This window comes from Brevundimonas sp. SPF441 (assembly GCF_009661015.1).
Taxonomy (GTDB): Bacteria; Pseudomonadota; Alphaproteobacteria; order Caulobacterales; family Caulobacteraceae; genus Brevundimonas; species Brevundimonas vesicularis.
Map to the genome: position 1 here is coordinate 17,762 of NZ_WJWX01000004.1, position 18,205 is coordinate 35,966.

General features: G+C 66.9%; 22 protein-coding genes. 11 read left to right on the forward strand and 11 right to left on the reverse strand.

Going from position 1 to position 18,205, the window contains the following annotated elements; genetic code table 11:
* Positions 1 to 101: 101 nt before the first annotated feature.
* A complete protein-coding gene (locus tag GGC30_RS04040) occupies positions 102 to 2,225 on the forward strand; it encodes a M13 family metallopeptidase (RefSeq protein WP_153922824.1) in 2,124 nt (707 codons plus the stop codon).
* 363 nt (positions 2,226 to 2,588) lie between these two features.
* Here GGC30_RS04040 and hisS read toward each other — a convergent pair whose 3' ends face one another.
* Positions 2,589 to 4,079 carry a histidine--tRNA ligase gene (gene hisS, locus GGC30_RS04045; protein WP_153922825.1) on the reverse strand — a complete coding sequence of 497 codons (1,491 nt, stop codon included), beginning with the start codon at positions 4,077 to 4,079 and terminating at the stop codon, positions 2,589 to 2,591.
* Between the two features lie 152 nt (positions 4,080 to 4,231).
* Here hisS and GGC30_RS04050 point away from each other — a divergent pair, with 152 nt between their 5' ends.
* Together GGC30_RS04050 and GGC30_RS04055 are read left to right on the forward strand one after the other, a co-directional pair.
* Positions 4,232 to 4,438, forward strand: coding sequence for a hypothetical protein (locus GGC30_RS04050; RefSeq protein WP_055754345.1), 207 nt, complete (start codon positions 4,232 to 4,234; stop codon positions 4,436 to 4,438).
* Positions 4,438 to 5,019, forward strand: a complete 582-nt coding sequence (locus GGC30_RS04055; RefSeq protein WP_153922826.1) for a ClpP family protease — start codon at positions 4,438 to 4,440, stop codon at positions 5,017 to 5,019. Before GGC30_RS04050 ends, GGC30_RS04055 begins: the two co-directional genes overlap by 1 nt.
* A 13-nt stretch (positions 5,020 to 5,032) precedes the next feature.
* Here the strand turns inward: GGC30_RS04055 and hslV are convergent, their stop codons facing one another.
* Positions 5,033 to 5,593 carry an ATP-dependent protease subunit HslV gene (hslV, locus tag GGC30_RS04060; protein WP_017504950.1) on the reverse strand — a complete coding sequence of 187 codons (561 nt, stop codon included), beginning with the start codon at positions 5,591 to 5,593 and terminating at the stop codon, positions 5,033 to 5,035.
* 134 nt (positions 5,594 to 5,727) lie between these two features.
* Here hslV and GGC30_RS04065 point away from each other — a divergent pair, with 134 nt between their 5' ends.
* Both GGC30_RS04065 and GGC30_RS04070 read left to right on the forward strand, forming a co-directional pair.
* A complete protein-coding gene (locus GGC30_RS04065; protein ID WP_153922827.1) occupies positions 5,728 to 6,129 on the forward strand; it encodes a BLUF domain-containing protein in 402 nt (133 codons plus the stop codon).
* A 54-nt stretch (positions 6,130 to 6,183) separates the two neighbouring features.
* On the forward strand, positions 6,184 to 6,918 hold the full coding sequence (locus tag GGC30_RS04070; RefSeq protein WP_370451868.1) for a ThiF family adenylyltransferase: 735 nt from the start codon (positions 6,184 to 6,186) through the stop codon (positions 6,916 to 6,918).
* A 3-nt stretch (positions 6,919 to 6,921) separates the two neighbouring features.
* On the opposite strand, the gene GGC30_RS04075 is transcribed toward GGC30_RS04070, so the two are convergent.
* A complete protein-coding gene (locus tag GGC30_RS04075) occupies positions 6,922 to 7,173 on the reverse strand; it encodes a hypothetical protein (protein WP_055807490.1) in 252 nt (83 codons plus the stop codon).
* Between the two features lie 119 nt (positions 7,174 to 7,292).
* On the opposite strand from GGC30_RS04075, the gene GGC30_RS04080 reads away from it, so the two are divergent.
* The gene (locus GGC30_RS04080; protein ID WP_153922828.1) at positions 7,293 to 8,501 is read left to right on the forward strand and encodes a DUF6880 family protein; all 1,209 of its coding nucleotides are present in this window, start codon (positions 7,293 to 7,295) and stop codon (positions 8,499 to 8,501) included.
* On the opposite strand, the gene GGC30_RS04085 is transcribed toward GGC30_RS04080, so the two are convergent.
* Positions 8,498 to 9,484, reverse strand: a complete 987-nt coding sequence (locus GGC30_RS04085; protein WP_153922829.1) for a D-glycerate dehydrogenase — start codon at positions 9,482 to 9,484, stop codon at positions 8,498 to 8,500. The two genes, GGC30_RS04080 and GGC30_RS04085, sit on opposite strands and share 4 nt — an antisense overlap.
* Positions 9,485 to 9,551: 67 nt before the next feature.
* On the opposite strand from GGC30_RS04085, the gene GGC30_RS04090 reads away from it, so the two are divergent.
* The 5 genes from GGC30_RS04090 (at position 9,552) to GGC30_RS04110 (ending at position 13,390) form a co-directional block, all read left to right on the forward strand.
* Entirely contained in the window at positions 9,552 to 10,124 is a 573-nt protein-coding gene (locus tag GGC30_RS04090; RefSeq protein ID WP_235551295.1) for an SH3 domain-containing protein, read from the forward strand.
* A 69-nt stretch (positions 10,125 to 10,193) separates the two neighbouring features.
* Entirely contained in the window at positions 10,194 to 10,727 is a 534-nt protein-coding gene (gene fabA, locus GGC30_RS04095) for a 3-hydroxyacyl-[acyl-carrier-protein] dehydratase FabA (RefSeq protein WP_055754351.1), read from the forward strand.
* Positions 10,728 to 10,793: 66 nt separating this feature from the next.
* On the forward strand, positions 10,794 to 12,011 hold the full coding sequence (fabB, locus tag GGC30_RS04100; protein ID WP_017504958.1) for a beta-ketoacyl-ACP synthase I: 1,218 nt from the start codon (positions 10,794 to 10,796) through the stop codon (positions 12,009 to 12,011).
* Between the two features lie 57 nt (positions 12,012 to 12,068).
* Positions 12,069 to 12,260, forward strand: coding sequence for a hypothetical protein (locus tag GGC30_RS04105; protein ID WP_153922830.1), 192 nt, complete (start codon positions 12,069 to 12,071; stop codon positions 12,258 to 12,260).
* An 86-nt stretch (positions 12,261 to 12,346) separates the two neighbouring features.
* Positions 12,347 to 13,390 carry an aspartate-semialdehyde dehydrogenase gene (locus tag GGC30_RS04110; protein ID WP_153922831.1) on the forward strand — a complete coding sequence of 348 codons (1,044 nt, stop codon included), beginning with the start codon at positions 12,347 to 12,349 and terminating at the stop codon, positions 13,388 to 13,390.
* A gap of 9 nt (positions 13,391 to 13,399) precedes the next feature.
* On the opposite strand, the gene truA is transcribed toward GGC30_RS04110, so the two are convergent.
* From truA to GGC30_RS04145, 7 genes are read right to left on the reverse strand one after another with little or no spacing between them, the layout of a single operon-like run.
* Positions 13,400 to 14,143 carry a tRNA pseudouridine(38-40) synthase TruA gene (gene truA / locus GGC30_RS04115; protein WP_153922832.1) on the reverse strand — a complete coding sequence of 248 codons (744 nt, stop codon included), beginning with the start codon at positions 14,141 to 14,143 and terminating at the stop codon, positions 13,400 to 13,402.
* On the reverse strand, positions 14,143 to 15,066 hold the full coding sequence (fmt, locus tag GGC30_RS04120; RefSeq protein WP_153922833.1) for a methionyl-tRNA formyltransferase: 924 nt from the start codon (positions 15,064 to 15,066) through the stop codon (positions 14,143 to 14,145). Before fmt ends, truA begins: the two co-directional genes overlap by 1 nt.
* An 18-nt stretch (positions 15,067 to 15,084) precedes the next feature.
* On the reverse strand, positions 15,085 to 15,363 hold the full coding sequence (locus GGC30_RS04125) for a hypothetical protein (RefSeq protein ID WP_153922834.1): 279 nt from the start codon (positions 15,361 to 15,363) through the stop codon (positions 15,085 to 15,087).
* Positions 15,363 to 15,938 (reverse strand): peptide deformylase, encoded by a 576-nt coding sequence (gene def / locus GGC30_RS04130; RefSeq protein ID WP_153922835.1) that lies wholly within the window; start codon positions 15,936 to 15,938, stop codon positions 15,363 to 15,365. Before def ends, GGC30_RS04125 begins: the two co-directional genes overlap by 1 nt.
* A gap of 57 nt (positions 15,939 to 15,995) precedes the next feature.
* Entirely contained in the window at positions 15,996 to 16,397 is a 402-nt protein-coding gene (locus GGC30_RS04135) for an acyl-CoA thioesterase (RefSeq protein ID WP_153922836.1), read from the reverse strand.
* A 32-nt stretch (positions 16,398 to 16,429) separates the two neighbouring features.
* Complete coding sequence (locus tag GGC30_RS04140; RefSeq protein WP_153922837.1) at positions 16,430 to 17,008, reverse strand: hypothetical protein; 579 nt, start codon at positions 17,006 to 17,008, stop codon at positions 16,430 to 16,432.
* Positions 17,009 to 17,012: 4 nt separating this feature from the next.
* Positions 17,013 to 18,182, reverse strand: a complete 1,170-nt coding sequence (locus GGC30_RS04145) for a polysaccharide biosynthesis/export family protein (RefSeq protein ID WP_153922838.1) — start codon at positions 18,180 to 18,182, stop codon at positions 17,013 to 17,015.
* Positions 18,183 to 18,205 lie beyond the last annotated feature (23 nt).

The following is an 18,205-nucleotide window of genomic DNA, read 5'->3' on the forward strand; positions in this document are numbered from 1 at the left end:
CGCATCGGAATCATGAACTTTTTTTAAGGCGACACCCCCCCTCGCCGGACTAGGGTCTGCGCCGAACCATCCAAATGCCGGGTGGGAACAGGGACATAGTGATGAAACGTCTGCTTATCGGGGCCGCCGTCGGCGCCCTTCTTCTGCCCGCCAGCACGGTTCTGGCTCAGGATATCGGTCACGACCACGCCTGCATCGACGACGCCTGCACCATCGTTTCGCTGTTCTCGGGCGAAGAGACGGCAGCCGGCTGGCAGGGGACAGAGGCGCCTCGCTACGGGACCTGGGGCTTCGACATGGCCGGCCGTGACACCTCGGTGAAGCCGGGCGATGACTTCTTCCAGTATGCCAACGGCAAGGCGCTGGAAAAGCTGGTCATTCCGTCGGACCGCACCAGCTATGGCTCGTTCGCCCTGCTGCGCGAACTGTCGGACAACCGCATGAAGGAACTGGTGCTGGGCCTGGCCAACCGCACCGACCTGGCGCCCGGATCGGACGAGGCCAAGGTCGCTGACGCCTATCGCTCCTACATCGACGAGGCGCGCATCGAGCAGTTGGACGCCCAGCCGCTGCAGCCCTATCTGGCCGCGATCCGCGCCGCCGACAGCCACGACAAGATGGCCGTCTATATGGGCCAGACGGCCGGCCGCTTCGGCTCGTCCTTCTTCGGCACCGGCATCACGATCGATTCCAAGCAACCGACCCGCTACGTCGTCTCGACGGGCCAGTCGGGCATCGGCCTGCCGAACCGCGACTATTATCTGGACGCCCGTTTCGCCGACAAGAAAGAGAAGTATCAGGCCTATGTCGGCCGGATGCTGGAGATGATCGGCTGGACCAACCCGACTGAGACCGCCGCTCAGATCGTCGCGCTGGAAACCAAGATCGCCGAGGCCCACTGGACCCCGGTGGAGAACCGCAACCGCGACCGGACCTACAACGAGTTCACCATCGCCAAACTGGCCGAGGACGCGCCGGGCTTCGCCTGGCAGGCCTATTACGATGCGGCCAAGCTGGGCGGCGTGCCGCGCCTGATCGTGCGTCAGGATACGGCCATGCCCAAGATCGCGGCCATCTACGCCGAGACGCCGGTCGAACTGCTGCAGGCCTGGCAGGCCTTCCACACCGCCGACGACATGGCGCCGCTGATGTCCAAACGCTTCGCCGACGCTCAGTGGGAGTTCCGTTCGCGCGATCTGTCGGGTCAGCCTGAGCAGCGCACCCGCGAAAAGCGCGCGATCTCCTTCGCCGAAGGATCGCTGGGCGAGGCTACGGGCCGGCTCTACGTCGCCCAGTATTTCCCGGCCGAATCCAAGGCCAAGATGGAAGAACTGGTCGCCAATCTGCGCACCGCCCTGTCGCACCGGATCGACAATCTGACCTGGATGGGGACCGAAACCAAGGCGGCGGCGCAGGAAAAGCTGCGCAAATTCACCGTCAAGATCGGCTATCCCGACAAGTGGCGCGACTACTCCGGCCTGGACATCCGTGCGAACGACCTGGTCGGCAACGCCGAACGCCGCGGCCTGTTCGAGTGGAACTACGATCTGGCCCGCCTGAACGAGCCGGTCGACAAGTCGGAATGGGGCATGACCCCGCAGACCGTGAACGCCTACTATAACTCGGCCAATAACGAGATCGTCTTCCCCGCCGCGATCCTGCAGCCGCCCTTCTTCGATCCGAATGGCGATGCGGCGGTCAACTATGGCGGCATCGGCGGCGTGATTGGGCACGAGATCGGCCACGGCTTCGACGACCAGGGCTCCAAGTCCGACGGCGACGGCGTGCTGCGCAACTGGTGGACGCCGGAAGACAAGGCCAACTTCGAGGCCCTGACGGCGCGTCTGGGCGCGCAATATGCGACCTATGAGCCGATCGCCGGCTATCACATCAACCCGGGCCTGACGATGGGCGAGAACATTGGCGACGCGTCTGGCGTGGCCGTCGGTCTTGAGGCCTACCACCTGTCGCTGAACGGCCAGCCGGCGCCGGTTCTGGACGGCGCGACCGGCGACCAGCGCTTCTTCTATGGCTGGGCTCAGGTCTGGCAGTCGAAGTATCGCGACGAGGCGCTGAAGCAGCAGGTCGCCACTGACCCGCACTCGGCCGCCCAGTTCCGCGTCATCGGTCCGCTGCGCAACGTCGACGCCTGGTATGACGCCTTCGATGTTCAGCCGGGCACGAAATACTATCTGACGCCCGAGGAACGCGTCCGTCTCTGGTAAGGCGACGCTTGTTCGAGAATGGAGAGGCCGGGCTTCGCCCCGGCCTTTTTCATATCGAGACCGGGCTGGTCGTTCTCGACACCGCATCGAGAATTTGTCGAGGTTTCATGGGGCTTGTCTGGGCGCCAGACGCGAAAAAGCCCGCTGCGGGGGATACATCGCAGCGGGCTTTCGCGCTCTTTAAAGAGCGGACGTTTCCTCCCCGAAACGCCTTCGAGTGCTGCGCGCTTGAGCAACGCTTGCCCTCGAGTGAGGTCATTTGACGCAAGGGCGGGTCGGTCGTCAACGACCGGTTTCACAAGAGTCGAACTTTCTTCGACTTATCACTGATAACCCATTTCAGGGGCGAGCCATTATCGAAGCTTATTCGATAATGGACTTGATGGCGGCGACCAGGCCTTCGCGGGCGATCTTCATCTGGCCGGGACGTTCGGCCTTCCAGGCGTCGTTGTCCGTAATGGCGGCGGCGGCGGCGCGGCCGGCGTCCAGATCCTTGATCGTGACCTCGCCGGCGGCGATCTCGTCTCCGCCCAGGATGACGACAGCCGGGGCGCCGCGCCGGTCTGCGTATTTCATCTGCGCCTTCATGCCGGCGCAACCCAGATAGAGCTCGGCGGCGATCCCGGCGGCGCGCAGTTCGGCGACGGCGGTCAGATAATGGGCCATGTCGTCCTCGGAGAAGACGATGACGACCACGGGGCCGCGCACGGCGTCCTCGGCGCCCCGTCCCGCCGCGCGCAGGGCCGAGGCCAGACGCGAGACGCCGAAGGAGAAGCCGGTCGCCGGCGTGCTCTGACCGGTGAAGCGGGCGACCAGATCATCATAGCGGCCGCCGCCGCCGATGGAGCCGAAGCGGACGGGACGACCCTTGTCGTCAACCGTGTCGAGCAGCAGCTCGGCCTCGAACACGGCGCCGGTGTAATATTCCAGGCCGCGCACGATGGTCGGATCGAACTTCACGGCGTCCTGGCCGACCGACATGGCGGCCAGCGCCCGGTCGATGGCGGCCAGTTCGTTCAGCGCCGCCTCGCCCGCCGCGCCGAGGTCGCCGGAGCGCGCGACGGCATCCAGCGTCTCGGCTCGCGACAGGCCGGGGGTATTGGCCGAGGCCAGAAACGCCTCGATGGCGGCCGTGACCTTGGCGGGCAGCTGGGCGCCCTTGGTGTAGTCGCCCGAGTCGTCCAGACGCCCTTCGCCCAGCAGTTGGACCACGCCCTCCCAGCCCAGGCGGTCGAACTTGTCGATAGCGCGCAGGGCGGTCAGTCGCTGACCGGCCTCGGTCACGCCGCCGGCGTCGAACAGGCCGTCGAACAGCTTGCGGTTCGAAACGCGGATTTGGGCCTGGCCGGCGTCCAGACCGGCGGCGCGCAGGCCTTCGCAGCCCATGGCGATGATTTCGGCGTCGGCCTCGGGCCGGTCCGAGCCGACGGTGTCGGCGTCGCACTGCCAGAACTCGCGGAAGCGACCTGGGCCGGGCTTCTCGTTCCGCCAGACCGGACCATAGGCATAGCGGCGGAACGGCTTGGGCAGGGTTTCCCAGGTCTGGGCGGCGAACCGGGCCAGGGGCGCGGTGTGGTCGTAGCGCAAGGCCATCCATTCGCCCGGCTCGTCCGATCCGGCGTCGTCCTGTAGTGCGAAGACGCCCTCATTCGGCCGATCAGCGTCGGGCAGGAACTTGCCCAGCGCATCGGCATATTCGAAGGCCGGCGTCTCCAGCGGCTCGAAGCCCCAACGCTCGTAAACCTCGGACACGCGCGCGACGATGCGCCGCTCGGCGGTCAGGTCACGGCCGCGCTTGTCGGCGAAGCCGCGCGGATTGCGGGCGAGGGGGCGGGGAGGCGCGGCGTCGGTCATGGCGCGCGCTTAAGCCAAGGCGCCCTTGATCGCAAATTCTGCACGGCGGCTGACGTAAAGACAGCGTCCGTCGGCGCCATGCAATGGTCTGTTCCTAAAGACGAAATCCTGATCTCGGCGGAACCGCTGTGCGGATTTTTCGTTGATGGCACATGACGCCCCACGCCCTTCTCGTTCCGCGCACCTGCAACACCTCCGATCGCCGCACGATCCGGTGGTGGGAGTGCGAACTGATCGATGACGCCGGATCGCGCCGCTTGCAGAACCAGGCCTTCTTCTCGATCCGTGAAGCCCGGTCCTGGGCGTCGGCCCAGGGCTATCCCGTCAGCGACGACGCCGCCGCGGCGGCCGAGCTTTGATGTCCGAGGCGGCGCCGAGCGGCGTTCTGACGGCCGAAGCGTTCGATACGCCGCGCATCCTGCTCGCCGGCGCGGTCGATTACGCCATGTACGACCGCTTCCGCCAGCAGATGGCGGAGGCGCCCGACACCGGGCTGACCGTCATCGAACTGTCCACCCTGGGCGGTGATCCGGAGGTGGCGCGCATGATGGGCGAGGATGTGCGCTTTCAAAGCGACATCAATCCGTCCCGCCGGCTGGTCTTTCTGGGCAAGGCGGCGATCTATTCCGCCGGCGCCACCTTCATGAGCTTCTTTGCGGTGGAGAACCGCTATCTGACGCGGGGCGCGCGAGTGATGATCCATGAGCGCAAGATGGATAAGCAACTGCACGTCACGGGGCCGCTGACGACCTGCATCGCCTCGGTTCGCGCCATGCTGAACGAGCTGGAACACTCCATCGCCATCCAGAACGAGGGTTTCGAGAACCTGGTGCGCGGATCGTCGGTGACGATGGAGGAGGTGCTGAAACGCGCCCCCGCCAACTGGTACATCGAGGCCCAGGAGGCCAAGGCGCTGGGTCTGATCGCCGAAGTGATCTGACCCGTCGGCCAGATCAGGCCTGAAGCGTTTCCACGGTCAGATTGCCATTGGTGTAGACGCAGATTTCGGCGGCGATCTTCATGGCCTTGCGCGCGACCTGTTCGGCGTCCAGATCGGTTTCCTCGATCAGGGCGCGGGCGGCCGACAGGGCGTAGTTGCCGCCCGAGCCCACGGCGGCGACGCCATACTCCGGCTCCAGCACATCGCCGACGCCCGTCACGGTGAAGATGGACGACTTGTCCGCCACCAGCAGCATGGCCTCCAGCCGGCGCAGATAGCGGTCGGTGCGCCAGTCCTTGGCCAAGTCGACGCAGGCGCGCGCCAGCTGATCGGGATACTGCTCCAGCTTGGCCTCAAGCCGTTCGATCAGGGTGAAGGCGTCGGCCGTGGCGCCGGCAAAGCCGGCCAGCACCTTGCCGCCGGCCAAGGTGCGCACCTTGCGGGCGGCGCCCTTGACGATCGTCGGGCCCATCGAAACCTGGCCGTCGCCAGCGATCACGGTGCGTCCGTTCTTGCGCACCGCCAGAATGGTGGTGCCGTGCCAATCGGGGAAGTTGGATGCGGTCTGGGTCATGACGATCAGATGGCGCGGCCGGGCGTCGGCATCAAGTCTGTCGCGCCTCGGTGTAACGCTGTCTTATTTTGACCCCAATATTGGCTAGAAGACGCAATCCGCTTTCGCGGTTCTTTGAAATCGAGGGCCAGGTTTTGCTTTATCGCGTCGTTTTCGTGAGTGAAATGATCGGTGGTGCGAACCACACGACCCAATCGCTTGCCGAAATCCTCGGCGTGTCGGAGCGAAACAATCGCCGCGACGAGATCGGCAGCGCCATGCTGTTCCACGAGGGCGAGGCGGCCCAGGTCATCGAGGGCGCCCGTGCGGACCTGGATCGCTTGATGTCTCGCCTCTGGAAAGATCCGCGTCATCACAACATTCGCGTCCTGGATGATCGACCCGTCATGCAGCGGCGGATGCGCGAACCCGCGCGGCTGTGCGCCCTCAGCGCTCAGCAGGCCGCTGACATTCTGCGCGGACGGCGCCTGAGCGATCTGTCCAGCGCGGGTCTGGAAAAGCTGCTGTCGTGCGAACACGTGCGGATGGCCGCCTGAGGCGACAGGCGACAGGCCTCTCGCGCCGGAACCTCTGCGGCGCTAAATAGGGCGGTGATCTTTTCTGAAGACGAAGTCGAACGCTATGCGCGCCATCTGGTCCTGTCCGAAGTGGGCGGACCCGGGCAGCAGGCGCTGAAGCGCGCGCGGGTGCTGATCGTCGGCGCGGGCGGCGTGGGGTCGCCGGCGGCGCTCTATCTGGCGGCGGCGGGCGTCGGGGCGCTGGGCCTGATTGACGACGACGTGGTGGGCCTGTCCAACCTTCAGCGGCAGATCGCCTTTTCGACGGCGCAGATCGGTCGGTCGAAGGTCGAGGCGGCGGCGGAACGGCTGGTCGGCCTCAATCCGCATGTCGCGATCGAAACCTTCGCCGAGCGGATCACCGCCGAGAATGCGGCGGCGCGGATCGCAGCCTTCGACATCGTGCTGGACGGGACCGACGATTTTCAGACCCGGCTGTGGGTCAATGCGGCCTGCGTTGCGGCGGGCAAGCCGCTGGTGTCGGGCGCGCTTGGCCGCTGGAACGGGCAGGTCGGGGTGTTTTCGGGCCAGCCCTGCTATCAATGCCTGGTGCCCGAGATCCCGCCGGATGCGGAGACCTGTGCGCGCGTCGGCGTCGTGGGCGCTCTGACCGGCGTGATCGGGTCGATGGCGGCGCTTGAGGTCGTCAAGCTGATCACCGGCGCGGGCGAGGCCCTGACGGGACGGCTGATGCTGTATGACGGTCTGGCGGGCTCGGCGCGGACCGTGCGGGTCGCCGCTGATCCGGAATGCCCGGTCTGCGGCTGACGCTCAGGCGGCCGTCGCGAAACGGATGTCGGCCAGATCCAAGTCAGGCAGCGGCGGAGCGAAGCCCAGCGCCGGGTTGCTGAGCACCGTCACCAGACGTTCGCCGCAATAAAGATACAGGGTCTCGAACCCGACCCAGTTGCGGGCGATCGCCTCCAGCGCCTGATTGGCCGCCGTGTCGTTCGCGGCGTCGAGGACGCAGATGTCCCGCACCGGAACGCCGGGCAGGTTGACGATGCAGTAGTAGGAGTCCAACGCACACTTCCTCGATCAGGACGCCGGAAACGAAGCGCGTTTACGACGGTTCCTCCCCTGCCAGCGGTTTTCGACAGCCGTGTGAGTTCGGTCCGACAGACTTGTGAAAAGGAGGCCTGATGGCCCGACGTCCCGCCTCGCCCAAACGGCTGAACGCCGCAAATCTCAGCGGCTTAGGGGCTGTGCGTCTGGGCGAACTGCTGATGCAGGCGGCGGATGCGGATGCGATCCTGAAGCGGCGGCTCAGGCTGGTGATGGCGGCCGAGGCAGGGCCGGATCTGCTGGCTTTGGAAATCGACAAGCGATTGACGACCATCGCGGCCAGCCGCGCGCGCGTGTCGTGGCGAAAGCGGCCGGACCTGCTGCGCGATCTGGAGATTCTGCGGGCTGCAATCGTCGAGGATCTGGCTGAGGCCGCGCCGCCGATGGGGTTGGAGCGATTGATCGGCTGGTTCGATCTGTTTCGCGACCTGGCGTCGCGGGTCAAGGATCAGAAGGGCGAACTGGCCGACGCGTTCGAAACGGCGGCCGCGGATTTGTGGCGGATCGCCGAGGCTGCGGTGCGGACGGACGACAGCACAGTCGGTCTGATGGCGGAGGCGGTGGCGCGGCAACCGCTCGAATACGCCCGCTGGATAGGGGCGGGCGGCGACGATCTGACGGCGGACCTGGCCAAGAGGCTGCTGGTTCGTCTCGATACCACATCGAGCGCGCGCGGCATGCGGACGGTCGTGCGACGGCTGGCCGACCGGGCGGGCGATCTGGACCTGTGGCTATCGATGACGACGCCGGAGGAGCAGGGCTCACCGGATTTTGCGGCGGTGATGGCCAAGCGGCTGCTGGTCGCGGACCGTGTGCCCGAAGCGCGTCAGGCGCTGGAGGCGGCGCTCAAGCCTTCGGCGGGCAACCGGCGCTGGACCTTCGGGCGATCGCCGCAGGCCGAACCGCCGGTCCTAACGCCGGCATGGGAGGCGACCTCGATCGACCTCTTGGAAGCCGAGGGCCGCAAGGAAGAGGCGCAGGACCTGCGTTGGGCGATGTTCGAGCGCGACCTGTCCGCGCCGTTGCTGCGGGCCTATCTGGCGCGCCTGCCGGACTTCGACGATGTGGAGGCGCTGGACCGCGCCTTGGCTCACGCCGCGACCTACGCCGATGTCGAGACGGCGCTGGGGTTTCTGATGGACTGGCCCGCGCACCGCGAGGCCGCCGCCCTGGTCGAGCGCCGCATTCGCGAGGTGCGCGCGCCGCTGCCGCTCAAGGCCGACTGGGCGGCGCGGCTGGCGCAAAAATATCCCGATGCGGCCGAGCGTTTGCTGGCTGCGCCCTAAAGCATTGCGGGGATGACCCGATCCGGCGGGCGGTGGCCGTTCTGATAGGTCATGACGTTGGCGATGACGCGGTCGCCCATGTCCTGACGCGCTTCCAGGGTGGCGGACCCCAGGTGGGGCAGCAGCACGACATTGGACTGGCCCAGCAGGCCATGATGGATCGCGGGCTCGTTCTCGAACACGTCCAGGCCGACGCCGGAGAGGGCGCGTATGGCCACCGCCTGGGCCAGAGCCGCCTCGTCAATCAGTTCGCCGCGCGCGGTGTTGATCAGGATGGCGTGGGGCTGGAGCCGGGCCAGGCGTTCGGCCGACAGCAGATGGTGGGTGTCCTTCGTCGCCGGACAGTTCAGCGAGACGATGTCCATCCGCGCCAGCATCTGGTCCAGGTCGTCCCAGTAGGTCGCGCCCAGCTCTTCCTCAATCAAGGCCGGGACGGGCTTGCGATTGTGATAGTGGACCTGAAGTCCGAAGGCCTTGGCGCGGCGGGCCAGGGCCTGGCCGATCCGGCCCATGCCGACGATGCCCAACCGCTTGCCCCACAGCTTGCGTCCGCACATCCAGGTCGGGGTCCAGCCCTCGAACCGGCCTTCGGCCACCACCTGGGCGCCCTCGACGATGCGGCGGCTGACGGCCAGGATCAGGCTCATGGCCAGGTCGGCGGTGTCCTCGGTCAGGACGCCAGGCGTGTTGGTGACGATGATGCCGCGCGCCACGGCCGCATCGACGTCGATATGGTCCACACCGGCGCCGAAGTTGGCGATCATCTTCAACTGCTCGCCTGCGCCATTGATCAGGTCGGCGTCGATGACGTCGGTGATTGTGGGCACCAGAACCTCGGCCCGCTGGACGGCGGCCTGTAACGCGGCGCGGTCCATCGGCTGATCCTTCAGGTTCAGCTCGGCGTCGAACAACTCGCGCATCCGCGTTTCGACCGCGTCGGGCAGGCGTCTGGTTAATACGACCTTAAGCTTGCGGGGGGACATTCTCGGCCTTGGTTAGCGGGCGGCGATTCAGACGGATCAAAGCCCGCGCGACGGGTCGTTCCAATCAGTGTCTAGCAAAGCCGCCGCCATCTTCCAAAGCCTGCGACGCCGCATCGCCATCGTTGGAGCCATTCTCGGCCTCGGCGTGATGGCCAGCGCCGGCGCGACCATGCCCGACGGCCGCCCGACGCCGACCGGGCTTGAGGTGCCGCGCTGGATTTCGCTGAAGTCCTCGCACGTCCGCGCGCGCCAGGGGCCGGGCCTGGATTATCCGATCCTGTGGGAATACCGGGCCGCCGGCCTGCCGGTTCAGGTGATCGCCGAGACGACGGAATGGCGCAAGATCTGCGACCCGGACGGGGCCGTGGCCTGGATCCACCGAACGGTGTCGTCGGGCCGGCGCTATGTCTTCAACACAACCGCAGAAGAAGTGCCGATCCGGTCGGGCCGATCCGAGACGGCGTCGGTGCGCGCGCGTCTGTCGCCGCGCGCCCTGGTGATGCTGGACGAATGCGAAGAGGGCTGGTGCAAGGTCCGGGCGCGACGACTGGAGGGTTTCGTGGCCCAGCGGGCCGTGTTCGGCACCCAAGAACGCGCACTGTGCAACGCCAATCGCCCCGCGGGCACGGGTCGCAACTGACCGCACGCTGTTGAGCGAAGCGGCGCGGTCGTGTAACCCGCGCGCAACGTATCAAGAAACGGAAGCGCCTTGACCCAGTCCCAATATCCTTCGTCCTTCGATCATGAGGCCCTGCTGGCCTCGGGCCGCGGCGAGCTGTTCGGTCCCGGCAACGCCCAGCTGCCCGCCCCGCCGATGCTGATGTTCGACCGCATCACCACGATCAATGCGGACGGCGGAGAGCACGGCAAGGGCTATGTCGAGGCCGAACTCGACATCCATCCCGACCTCTGGTTCTTCCAATGCCACTTCATCGGCGACCCTGTCATGCCGGGCTGCCTGGGCCTGGACGCCATGTGGCAGCTGGTCGGCTTCTATCTGGGCTGGATCGGCGGTCCCGGCCGCGGCCGCGCCCTGGGCGTCGGCGAGGTCAAGTTCACCGGCCAGGTCACCCCAGACATCAAGAAGGTGGTCTATAAGATCAACCTGAAACGCGTCATCAATCGCAAGCTGGTCATGGGCATCGCCGACGGCGTGCTGGAGGCCGACGGCCAGGTCATCTACACTTGCAACGACATGCGGGTCGGCCTGTTCGGTGCCAAGGATGAGGCGGCGGGCGGTTAACGCCCCTATATAACCGCGAACAAGGCGGACGGTCCTCGGACCAGGAAGCATCAAGAAGGAAACACCATGCGTCGTGTCGTCGTCACCGGCCTGGGCATCGTCTCTTCCATCGGCCACGGCGCCGAGGAGGTCACCCAGTCCCTGCGCGAAGCCCGTTCGGGCGTCGTTCATGCTCCCGACCACGCGAAATACGGCTTCCGCAGCCAGGTCTGGGCGCCGCCCAAGATCGGTCCGTGGGAAGAGCTGGTCGACCGTCGCGCCGCGCGCTTCCTGGCCAACGGCACCGCCTGGGGCCACATCGCCTTCGAAGAGGCGCTGAAGTCGTCGGGCATGACGGCGGACGAGATCAAAGATGACCGGATCGGCCTGATCGTCGGCGAGGGCGGCCCCTCGACCCAGGTGATCCTGCAGGCGGCAGCGACCACGGTCGAGAAGGGCGCGCCCAAGCGCATCGGCCCGTTCGCGGTGCCCAAGGCGATGGCGTCGGGCCCGTCGGCGGTGCTGTCGACCTGGTTCCAGATGCGCGGCATCAACTATTCGATCAGCTCGGCCTGCGCGACGTCGGCCCATTGCATCGGCGCCGGGGTCGAACAGATCCAGTGGGGCAAGCAGGACGTGGTCTTCGCCGGCGGCTGCGAGGACATCGACTGGTCCATGTCCAACATGTTCGACGCCATGGGCGCCATGTCGTCGGACTTCAACGACAATCCGTCGGTCGCCTCCAGAGCCTATGACGCCAACCGCGACGGTTTCGTCATCGCCGGCGGCGCCGGCATCGTGGTGCTGGAAGAGTACGAGCGGGCCAAGGCGCGCGGCGCGACCATCTACGCCGAAGTCACCGGCTATGGAGCCAACGCCGACGGCTATGACATGGTCGCCCCCTCGGGCGAGGGCGCCCAGCGCTGCATGAAGATCGCGCTGGAACAGGCCGGCAATCCGAAGATCGACTATCTAAACCCGCACGGGACCTCGACGCCCGTGGGCGACGCCAAGGAGATGGAGGCCGTGCGCGCCGTCTTCGGCGACCAGATGCCGATGATCTCCTCGACCAAGTCGCTGACCGGCCACTCGCTCGGCGCGGCCGGCGCCCAGGAAGCCATCTACTGCCTGCTGATGATGCAGAACGGCTTCGCCGCCGAAAGCGCTCATATCGAAAATCTCGATCCGGCGTTCGAAGGTATGCCGATCCTGCGCCAGCGCCACGACGGCGAACTGACCCACGTCATGTCCAACAGCTTCGGCTTCGGCGGCACCAATGGCACGCTGATCCTGTCGAAGGTCTAATACGAGACCGTTCGGCTCCGTCATCCGAGGGTCAAGCCTGAGGATGACGGGACGGAAGTGAAATCGACGGCTTTATTGCGCGTGCAAGTCAGCTATCAGGCTTGCGCCGTCGATTTTTTCGAGATCGGCCGTTTACACGACCGGTTCTCACCCTTAGAGAGCGTCGCCGTGACGCAGCGCCTGACCAAAGCGATGACCCTGAAAACCACCGGCTTCGGCGGGGCGGTTTCGGGTGCGCGCGCGGTCTAGCGACAACCCGATCCCAAGCCCCGCCGATGCGCGGGGCGGTCGAACCGGCTGAACCCCGCGCCTCCATCCTTTCAGGAGACGCCTGCATGTCCTTTTCCCCGTCCAACCCGCCCCACGTGGGAATCGTCGGCGCAACCGGCCTCGTCGGCGAGATGATGCGTGGGCTGTTAGCCGAGCGGAACTTCCCGCTGGCTTCGCTGCGCCTGTTCGCCTCGGCCCGGTCGGCGGGCAAGACGATCCGCTTCGGCGAGACCGAGATCGTGGTCGAGGATGCGGCGAGCGCCGACTACGCCGGTCTGGACATCGTCTTTTTCTCGGCCGGCGGCGAGACGTCCAAGGCCCTGGCTCCCAAGGTGGCGGCGGCCGGCGCCGTGGTGATCGACAATTCCTCGGCCTGGCGGTCTGACCCCGAGGTGCCGCTGGTGGTCGCCGAGGTGAACCCGCACGCTTTGGCCAACCTGCCTAAGGGGATCATCGCCAACCCCAACTGCACCACCATGGCCGCCATGCCGGTGCTGAAGCCTCTGCACGGCGCGGCGGGTCTGAAGCGTTTGACCGTCTCCACCTATCAGGCGGTGTCGGGCGGCGGGATAGAGGGCATTCGCGTGCTGGAGGACCAGTCGCGGGCGGCCGTGGGGCAGGGCGCGGCCCTGGCCCGCGACGGCGGGGCCGTGGATTTCGGCGCGCCCGAGAAGTGGGTCGTTCCGATCGCGGCAAACGTCGTGGCCCTGAACTATACGCTCGGCGAAGACGGCTATACCGACGAGGAGCTGAAGCTGCGCGACGAAAGCCGCAAGATCCTGGAAATCCCCGGCCTGCCGGTGTCGGGCACCTGCGTCCGGGTGCCGGTCTTCACCGGCCATTCGCTGTCGATCAACGTCGAGTTCGAGCGCTCGCTGTCGGCGGCTGAGGCGTTGGACCTGCTGGCCCAGGCGCCCGGCGTGGTGGTGACGGCCGTGCCGAACCCGCTGGAGGCGTCGGGTCAGGACCCGGTCTTCGTCGGCCGGGTGCGGCCCGATCCGACGGTCGAGCACGGCCTGGCGCTGTTCGTCTCGAACGACAATCTGAGGAAGGGCGCGGCCCTGAACGCGGTCCAGATCGCCGAGGTGCTGGTGCAGCAGCGCGGCTGACTGGCGGATTCAGTCGTAGCGCACGCCGCTGAGATAGAGCCCTGCCGAGGGGGCGACGGGGCCGCACCGCGCGCGGTCCTTCGCCTCCAGCGCGGCCTTGACGTCGTGGGCGCTCCAGCGACCCAGCCCCACCTCGACAAGTGTGCCGGCCATCGACCGGACCTGGCGGTGCAGGAAGCTGCGCGCCTGGAACACCAGATGCACCTCCTCGCCGAAGCGGGACACGCGCGCCACGTCCAGCGACTTGACCGGCGATTTGGACTGACAGCCGACGTCGCGGAAGGTGGTGAAGTCGTGATGGCCGACCAGCACCTGGGCCGCGTGATGCATGGCCTCGGCGTCCAGGGTCTTCTTGACGTGCCAGACCCGGTCACGCTCCAGCACGGGCTGGGGGCGCCGGTTAAGGACGCGATACAGATAGCCCCTACCGGTGGCGGAGAAGCGGGCGTGCCAGTCGGGATCAGGCGCATATTCGGCCGCCAGGACACAGACGTCCTGGCGCACCAGATGCGCGTTCATGGCGTTCAGCACCGTATCGACGGACCAGTCGCGGTCCAGATCGGCATGGATGACCTGGGCCGTCGCATGGACCCCGGTGTCGGTGCGGCCGGCGGCGGCGATGCGGATCAGCTCGCCGGAAAAGGCGTGGATCGCCGCCTCAAGCGCGCCCTGCACCGTCGGCTGGCCGTCCTGCGCCTGGAAGCCGTTGTAGGCCGTGCCGTCGTATTCGATCGTCAGCTTGTAGCGCGGCATCAGCCGAGCACGGTCCCGGCCGGCAGGGCGAAGCCGCGCAGCATCTCCTCGGCCGATTGCGCCGCCTTGCCTTCGCGCTGGACACGGATCAGACGCACCGCTTCGTCGCCGCAAGCCACCGTCAGGGCGTCATCCAGCACGGTTCCGGGCACGCCCGATCCGTCCGCCAGACCCGACAGCAGGGCCTTGATCCGCACGGGGCCAGCCTCTGACGGGGCCTCGAACCATGCGCCGGGGAAGGGCGACAGGCCGCGGATGTGGGCGTCCACCTCGGCGGCGGGGCGGGTCCAGTCGATTCGGGCCTCGGCCGGGGTGATCTTCTTGGCGTAGGTCGGCTCTCCGACCTGCTCGGACGGCGTGACCCCGCCCCGGTCGATGGCGGCCAGCGCGCGGGGCCACAGGCCCGCGCCGACATGGGCCATCCGTTCGGACAGGCTGGCGGCCGTGTCGTCGGGCAGAATGTCCATCAGTTCGCTGAGCAGGATGGGGCCTTCGTCCAGACCCAGGCTCATCTGCATGATCTGGACGCCGGTCTGCTTGTCCCCGGCCATGATGGCCCGCTGGATCGGGGCGGCCCCGCGCCAGCGCGGCAGCAGCGAGCCATGCAGGTTCAGACAGCCCAGGCGTGGCGCTTCCAGCACCTCGGTCTTCAGGATCTGGCCGTAGGCCACGACGCAGGCCGCATCGAGATCCAGACTTCTGAAGGTGTTGATCGCCTCGGCGTCCTTCATGCTTTCGGGCGTGAAGACGGGCAGACCCATGGTCTCGGCGAAGGCGTGGACGGGCGACGGCGTCAGCTTCTGGCCCCGGCCCTTGGGGCGTGGCGGCTGCGAATAGACGGCGACGATTTCGTGACCCGAGGCAATCAGCTCGGCCAGGGACGGCACGGCGAAGTCGGGAGTTCCCATGAAGGCAAGGCGCATGGGCACGCCTTTAGAGGTTTACTGCCAGCGGGTGAAGACGCCGCCGCCCTCGTCCCATTCGCCGCCCGCATCCAAGGCGTCGTCGAAGTCGAGCAGGCGATCCAGCAGCAGACCCGCCACGACGCCCAGCAAGGCCACACCGGCCAGCGTCGCGACGCCGGCGACGCCGACCTTCTGGCTGCGCGTCAGGCGACGACGACCCGAGGAGTCGATGATCATCGATCGGCCGCGCGGGATGGACGGCGCGATACGACGTGCGGCGCGTTCTATACGTTCGGGGCGGACGATCTTGGTCATCAGGCGGCGATCCTGTCGCGGGCGGCCTTCTTGACCTTGGTCGCGGCGCGGTCCCGCTTGAGACGCGACAGATGGTCGATGAAGAGCACGCCGTTAAGGTGGTCCATCTCGTGCTGAATGCAGACGGCGTAGAGACCCTCGGCCTCTTCCTCCACCGACTGACCGTCACGGTTCAGATAGCGAATGCGGACGCGGGCCGGGCGTTCCACCTTGTCGAAATACTCGGGGATCGACAGGCAGCCCTCTTCGTAGGTGTAGAGCTCGTCCGAGGTCCACAGGATTTCCGGGTTGGCGAAGAAACGCGGGTTCTTGCGCGCCTCGGCGTTCTCGGCCGCCTCTTCCTCGGTCTCGCAGACCACGCCGTCCTTGTCGCCCAGGTCCATGACGATCACCCGGTCCAGAGCGCCGATCTGCACGGCGGCCAGGCCGATGCCCGGCGCGTCGTACATCGTCTCCAGCATATCATCCATAAGGGTGCGGACGGCGTCGTCCACGGCCGCGACGGGCTTGGATACCTGCTTCAGGATCGCCAGATCGGCGGCGTTGTCGATGGTGAGGATGCGTCGAATGGCCATGGCCGGGACGTAGGCCCGCCTCGGCAATAGGTCAAGATTTGCGCCTCGTGCCGCGCGTTACGCCTTGCCGGGCAAAGGGCGAGGTTTGCGGTGCTCGTCGATGGCGACATAGGTGAAGACGCCCTGGGTCACGCGCACCGAAGCGGCCTGGGGTTGGCCCCGCGCCCGCTTCCACGCCTCGACCTGGACGCGGATGGAGGTGCGGCCCGAGCCGATCACGTGGGCGTAGATGCTGACCTCGTCGCCGACTGAGACCGGCTGGTGAAAGACCATGCCGTCCAGCGCCACGGTCGCGCAGCGCCCGCACGCTAGTTCGAACGCCGGGGTCGCGCCCGCGAGGTCCATCTGCGCCAGCAGCCAGCCGCCGAAGATGTCGCCCTCGGGGTTGGTGTCGGCGGGCATGGCGATGATACGACCGGCGGGCTGATCTTCGGGCGGATGTTCGGGGGCGTCGGACATGAAGGGGCCTGCGGTTCGGGGAGGCGCGCTCTCTAGCGCGGGTTTGGCGGCTTGTCGCCCTTGAGCGGCTTGGGAGGTGCGGCCTGTGGCACGGACAGGGTCAGGCGGGATGTGCGAAAAGCCTGTGCATCGCGCAAGGCGCGCCAAGCGGCGCCTAACTCCATGGCGGTTAGCAGATTTTCCTGGGTGAGGACGGTGCGCCGAGACGCCCGCAAGGTCGCGACATCGGCCATCAGACGCGCAGCGGCCTGCACATCCTCGCGGTCCGACCGCGCGCCCAAATCCTCGAGGCGCGCGAAACGCCATCCCTGTTCGGGCGGATAGCGCAGGGCCAGGGCGAAGCGTTCTGACGGCTCGATTTGGCGGGCTATGAAAACCCAGTCCGCCGTGTCGGGATCGCGGCGATAATGGCCCGGCTGCGTTGGAAGGCCGGCCTGGGCGTAGATTTCCAGCGTCCCGGCTTCGATTTCCGCCAAGGCCAGGCTAAGGGCGTCGGGTTCTTCCGGCTCCAACCTGGTCGGCCGCTCGAACGGGTTCATCGTGTCCTCGGCGGGCGCAGCCGGCGACTTGCGTGAAAACAGTCCCGAAAGCAGCGCCCGCCGTCTGGCCATGACGTCAGTTGTTGTTGAGCGTGCTGGTCACCGACACGTCATAGACGACGCGGGTCAGGCTCTGAACGACCTCGAAGAACTTGCGCATCTCCGCGGCGCCGGCCAGGGGCACATAGATCACGTCCTCGGGCATGACCTCCATGTTGGTGGCGGCGAAGACATTGGCGGCGTCGCTGAAGTCCAACTCGTAGACGACCGGCACACCGCGCGGCGTGGCGGGCTGGTTGATGCCCAGCGCTTGAGCCACCTCGGGCCGTTCGAAGCGGAAGATCAGAACGCGACGCGCATTGGCCGTATTGGTGTTCAGACCGCCGACCTTGGACAAGGCGCCTGTCAAGGTCACGGGACCGGCCGGCATATCGACCTGGGCCACGGCGTTCAGGCCGCCGAAGGTCGAGAAACGACGGGGCTTGTACTGAACATTGACCACGTCGCCGCGCTGAAGACGCACGTTCTCGCCGAACTCGGTCGTCACCGCCGACAGGGGCGCGGTGTAGGTGCGGCCCTCGCGTTGGATCGAGATGGTCAGGTCGTCGGTCGTGCGGGCCGAGCCGCCGGCCGCGGCGATCACGTCCAGGATGCGGTCGCTGTTGACGTCCAACGGCGCACGACCCGGTTGGCGCACGTCGCCAAGCACGTTGACCGTGTTGGACGCGTTGCCGGCGATGGACACCAGCACCTGCGGATTGGCGACCTTGCCGACCAGGGCGCGCCGGATCGCGGCGGCCGCCTGGGTCGAGGTCAGGCCCTCAACACGTACCTGTCCGCCGAAAGGAATGGTCACTGAGCCTGACCGATCGACCGTCGCTCCCGGCAGCGCCTGATTGCCGCCAGACAAAGTCGCGGCTTTCGAACCCGATGGAGCTGATCCCAAGGCTCCGCCGAACAGCGACCCCGAGGGATCGAAGATCGAAATAGCCAGACTGTCGCCTTCGCCGATTACGTCGGCGGGTTGCTCGCTCGATCCTGCAGCCAGGCTGCCGAAGAACTGTGGCGGAACCTGTTTCATCCGCTCGGTCGCTTCGAACGTTAGCGGGACCAGAGCGTAGCTGCCCAACGCCGAGGCTCTGGTCGCCCCGGCGTTGACCGAGGCTCCCGATGGTCCGTCGCGAGGCAGACTGGAGCAGCCGGCGAGAATGGCGACGATGGCAAGCGGCAGGATAGTGCGCGTCATGAAGCTGGATAGCCCTTGTTCGC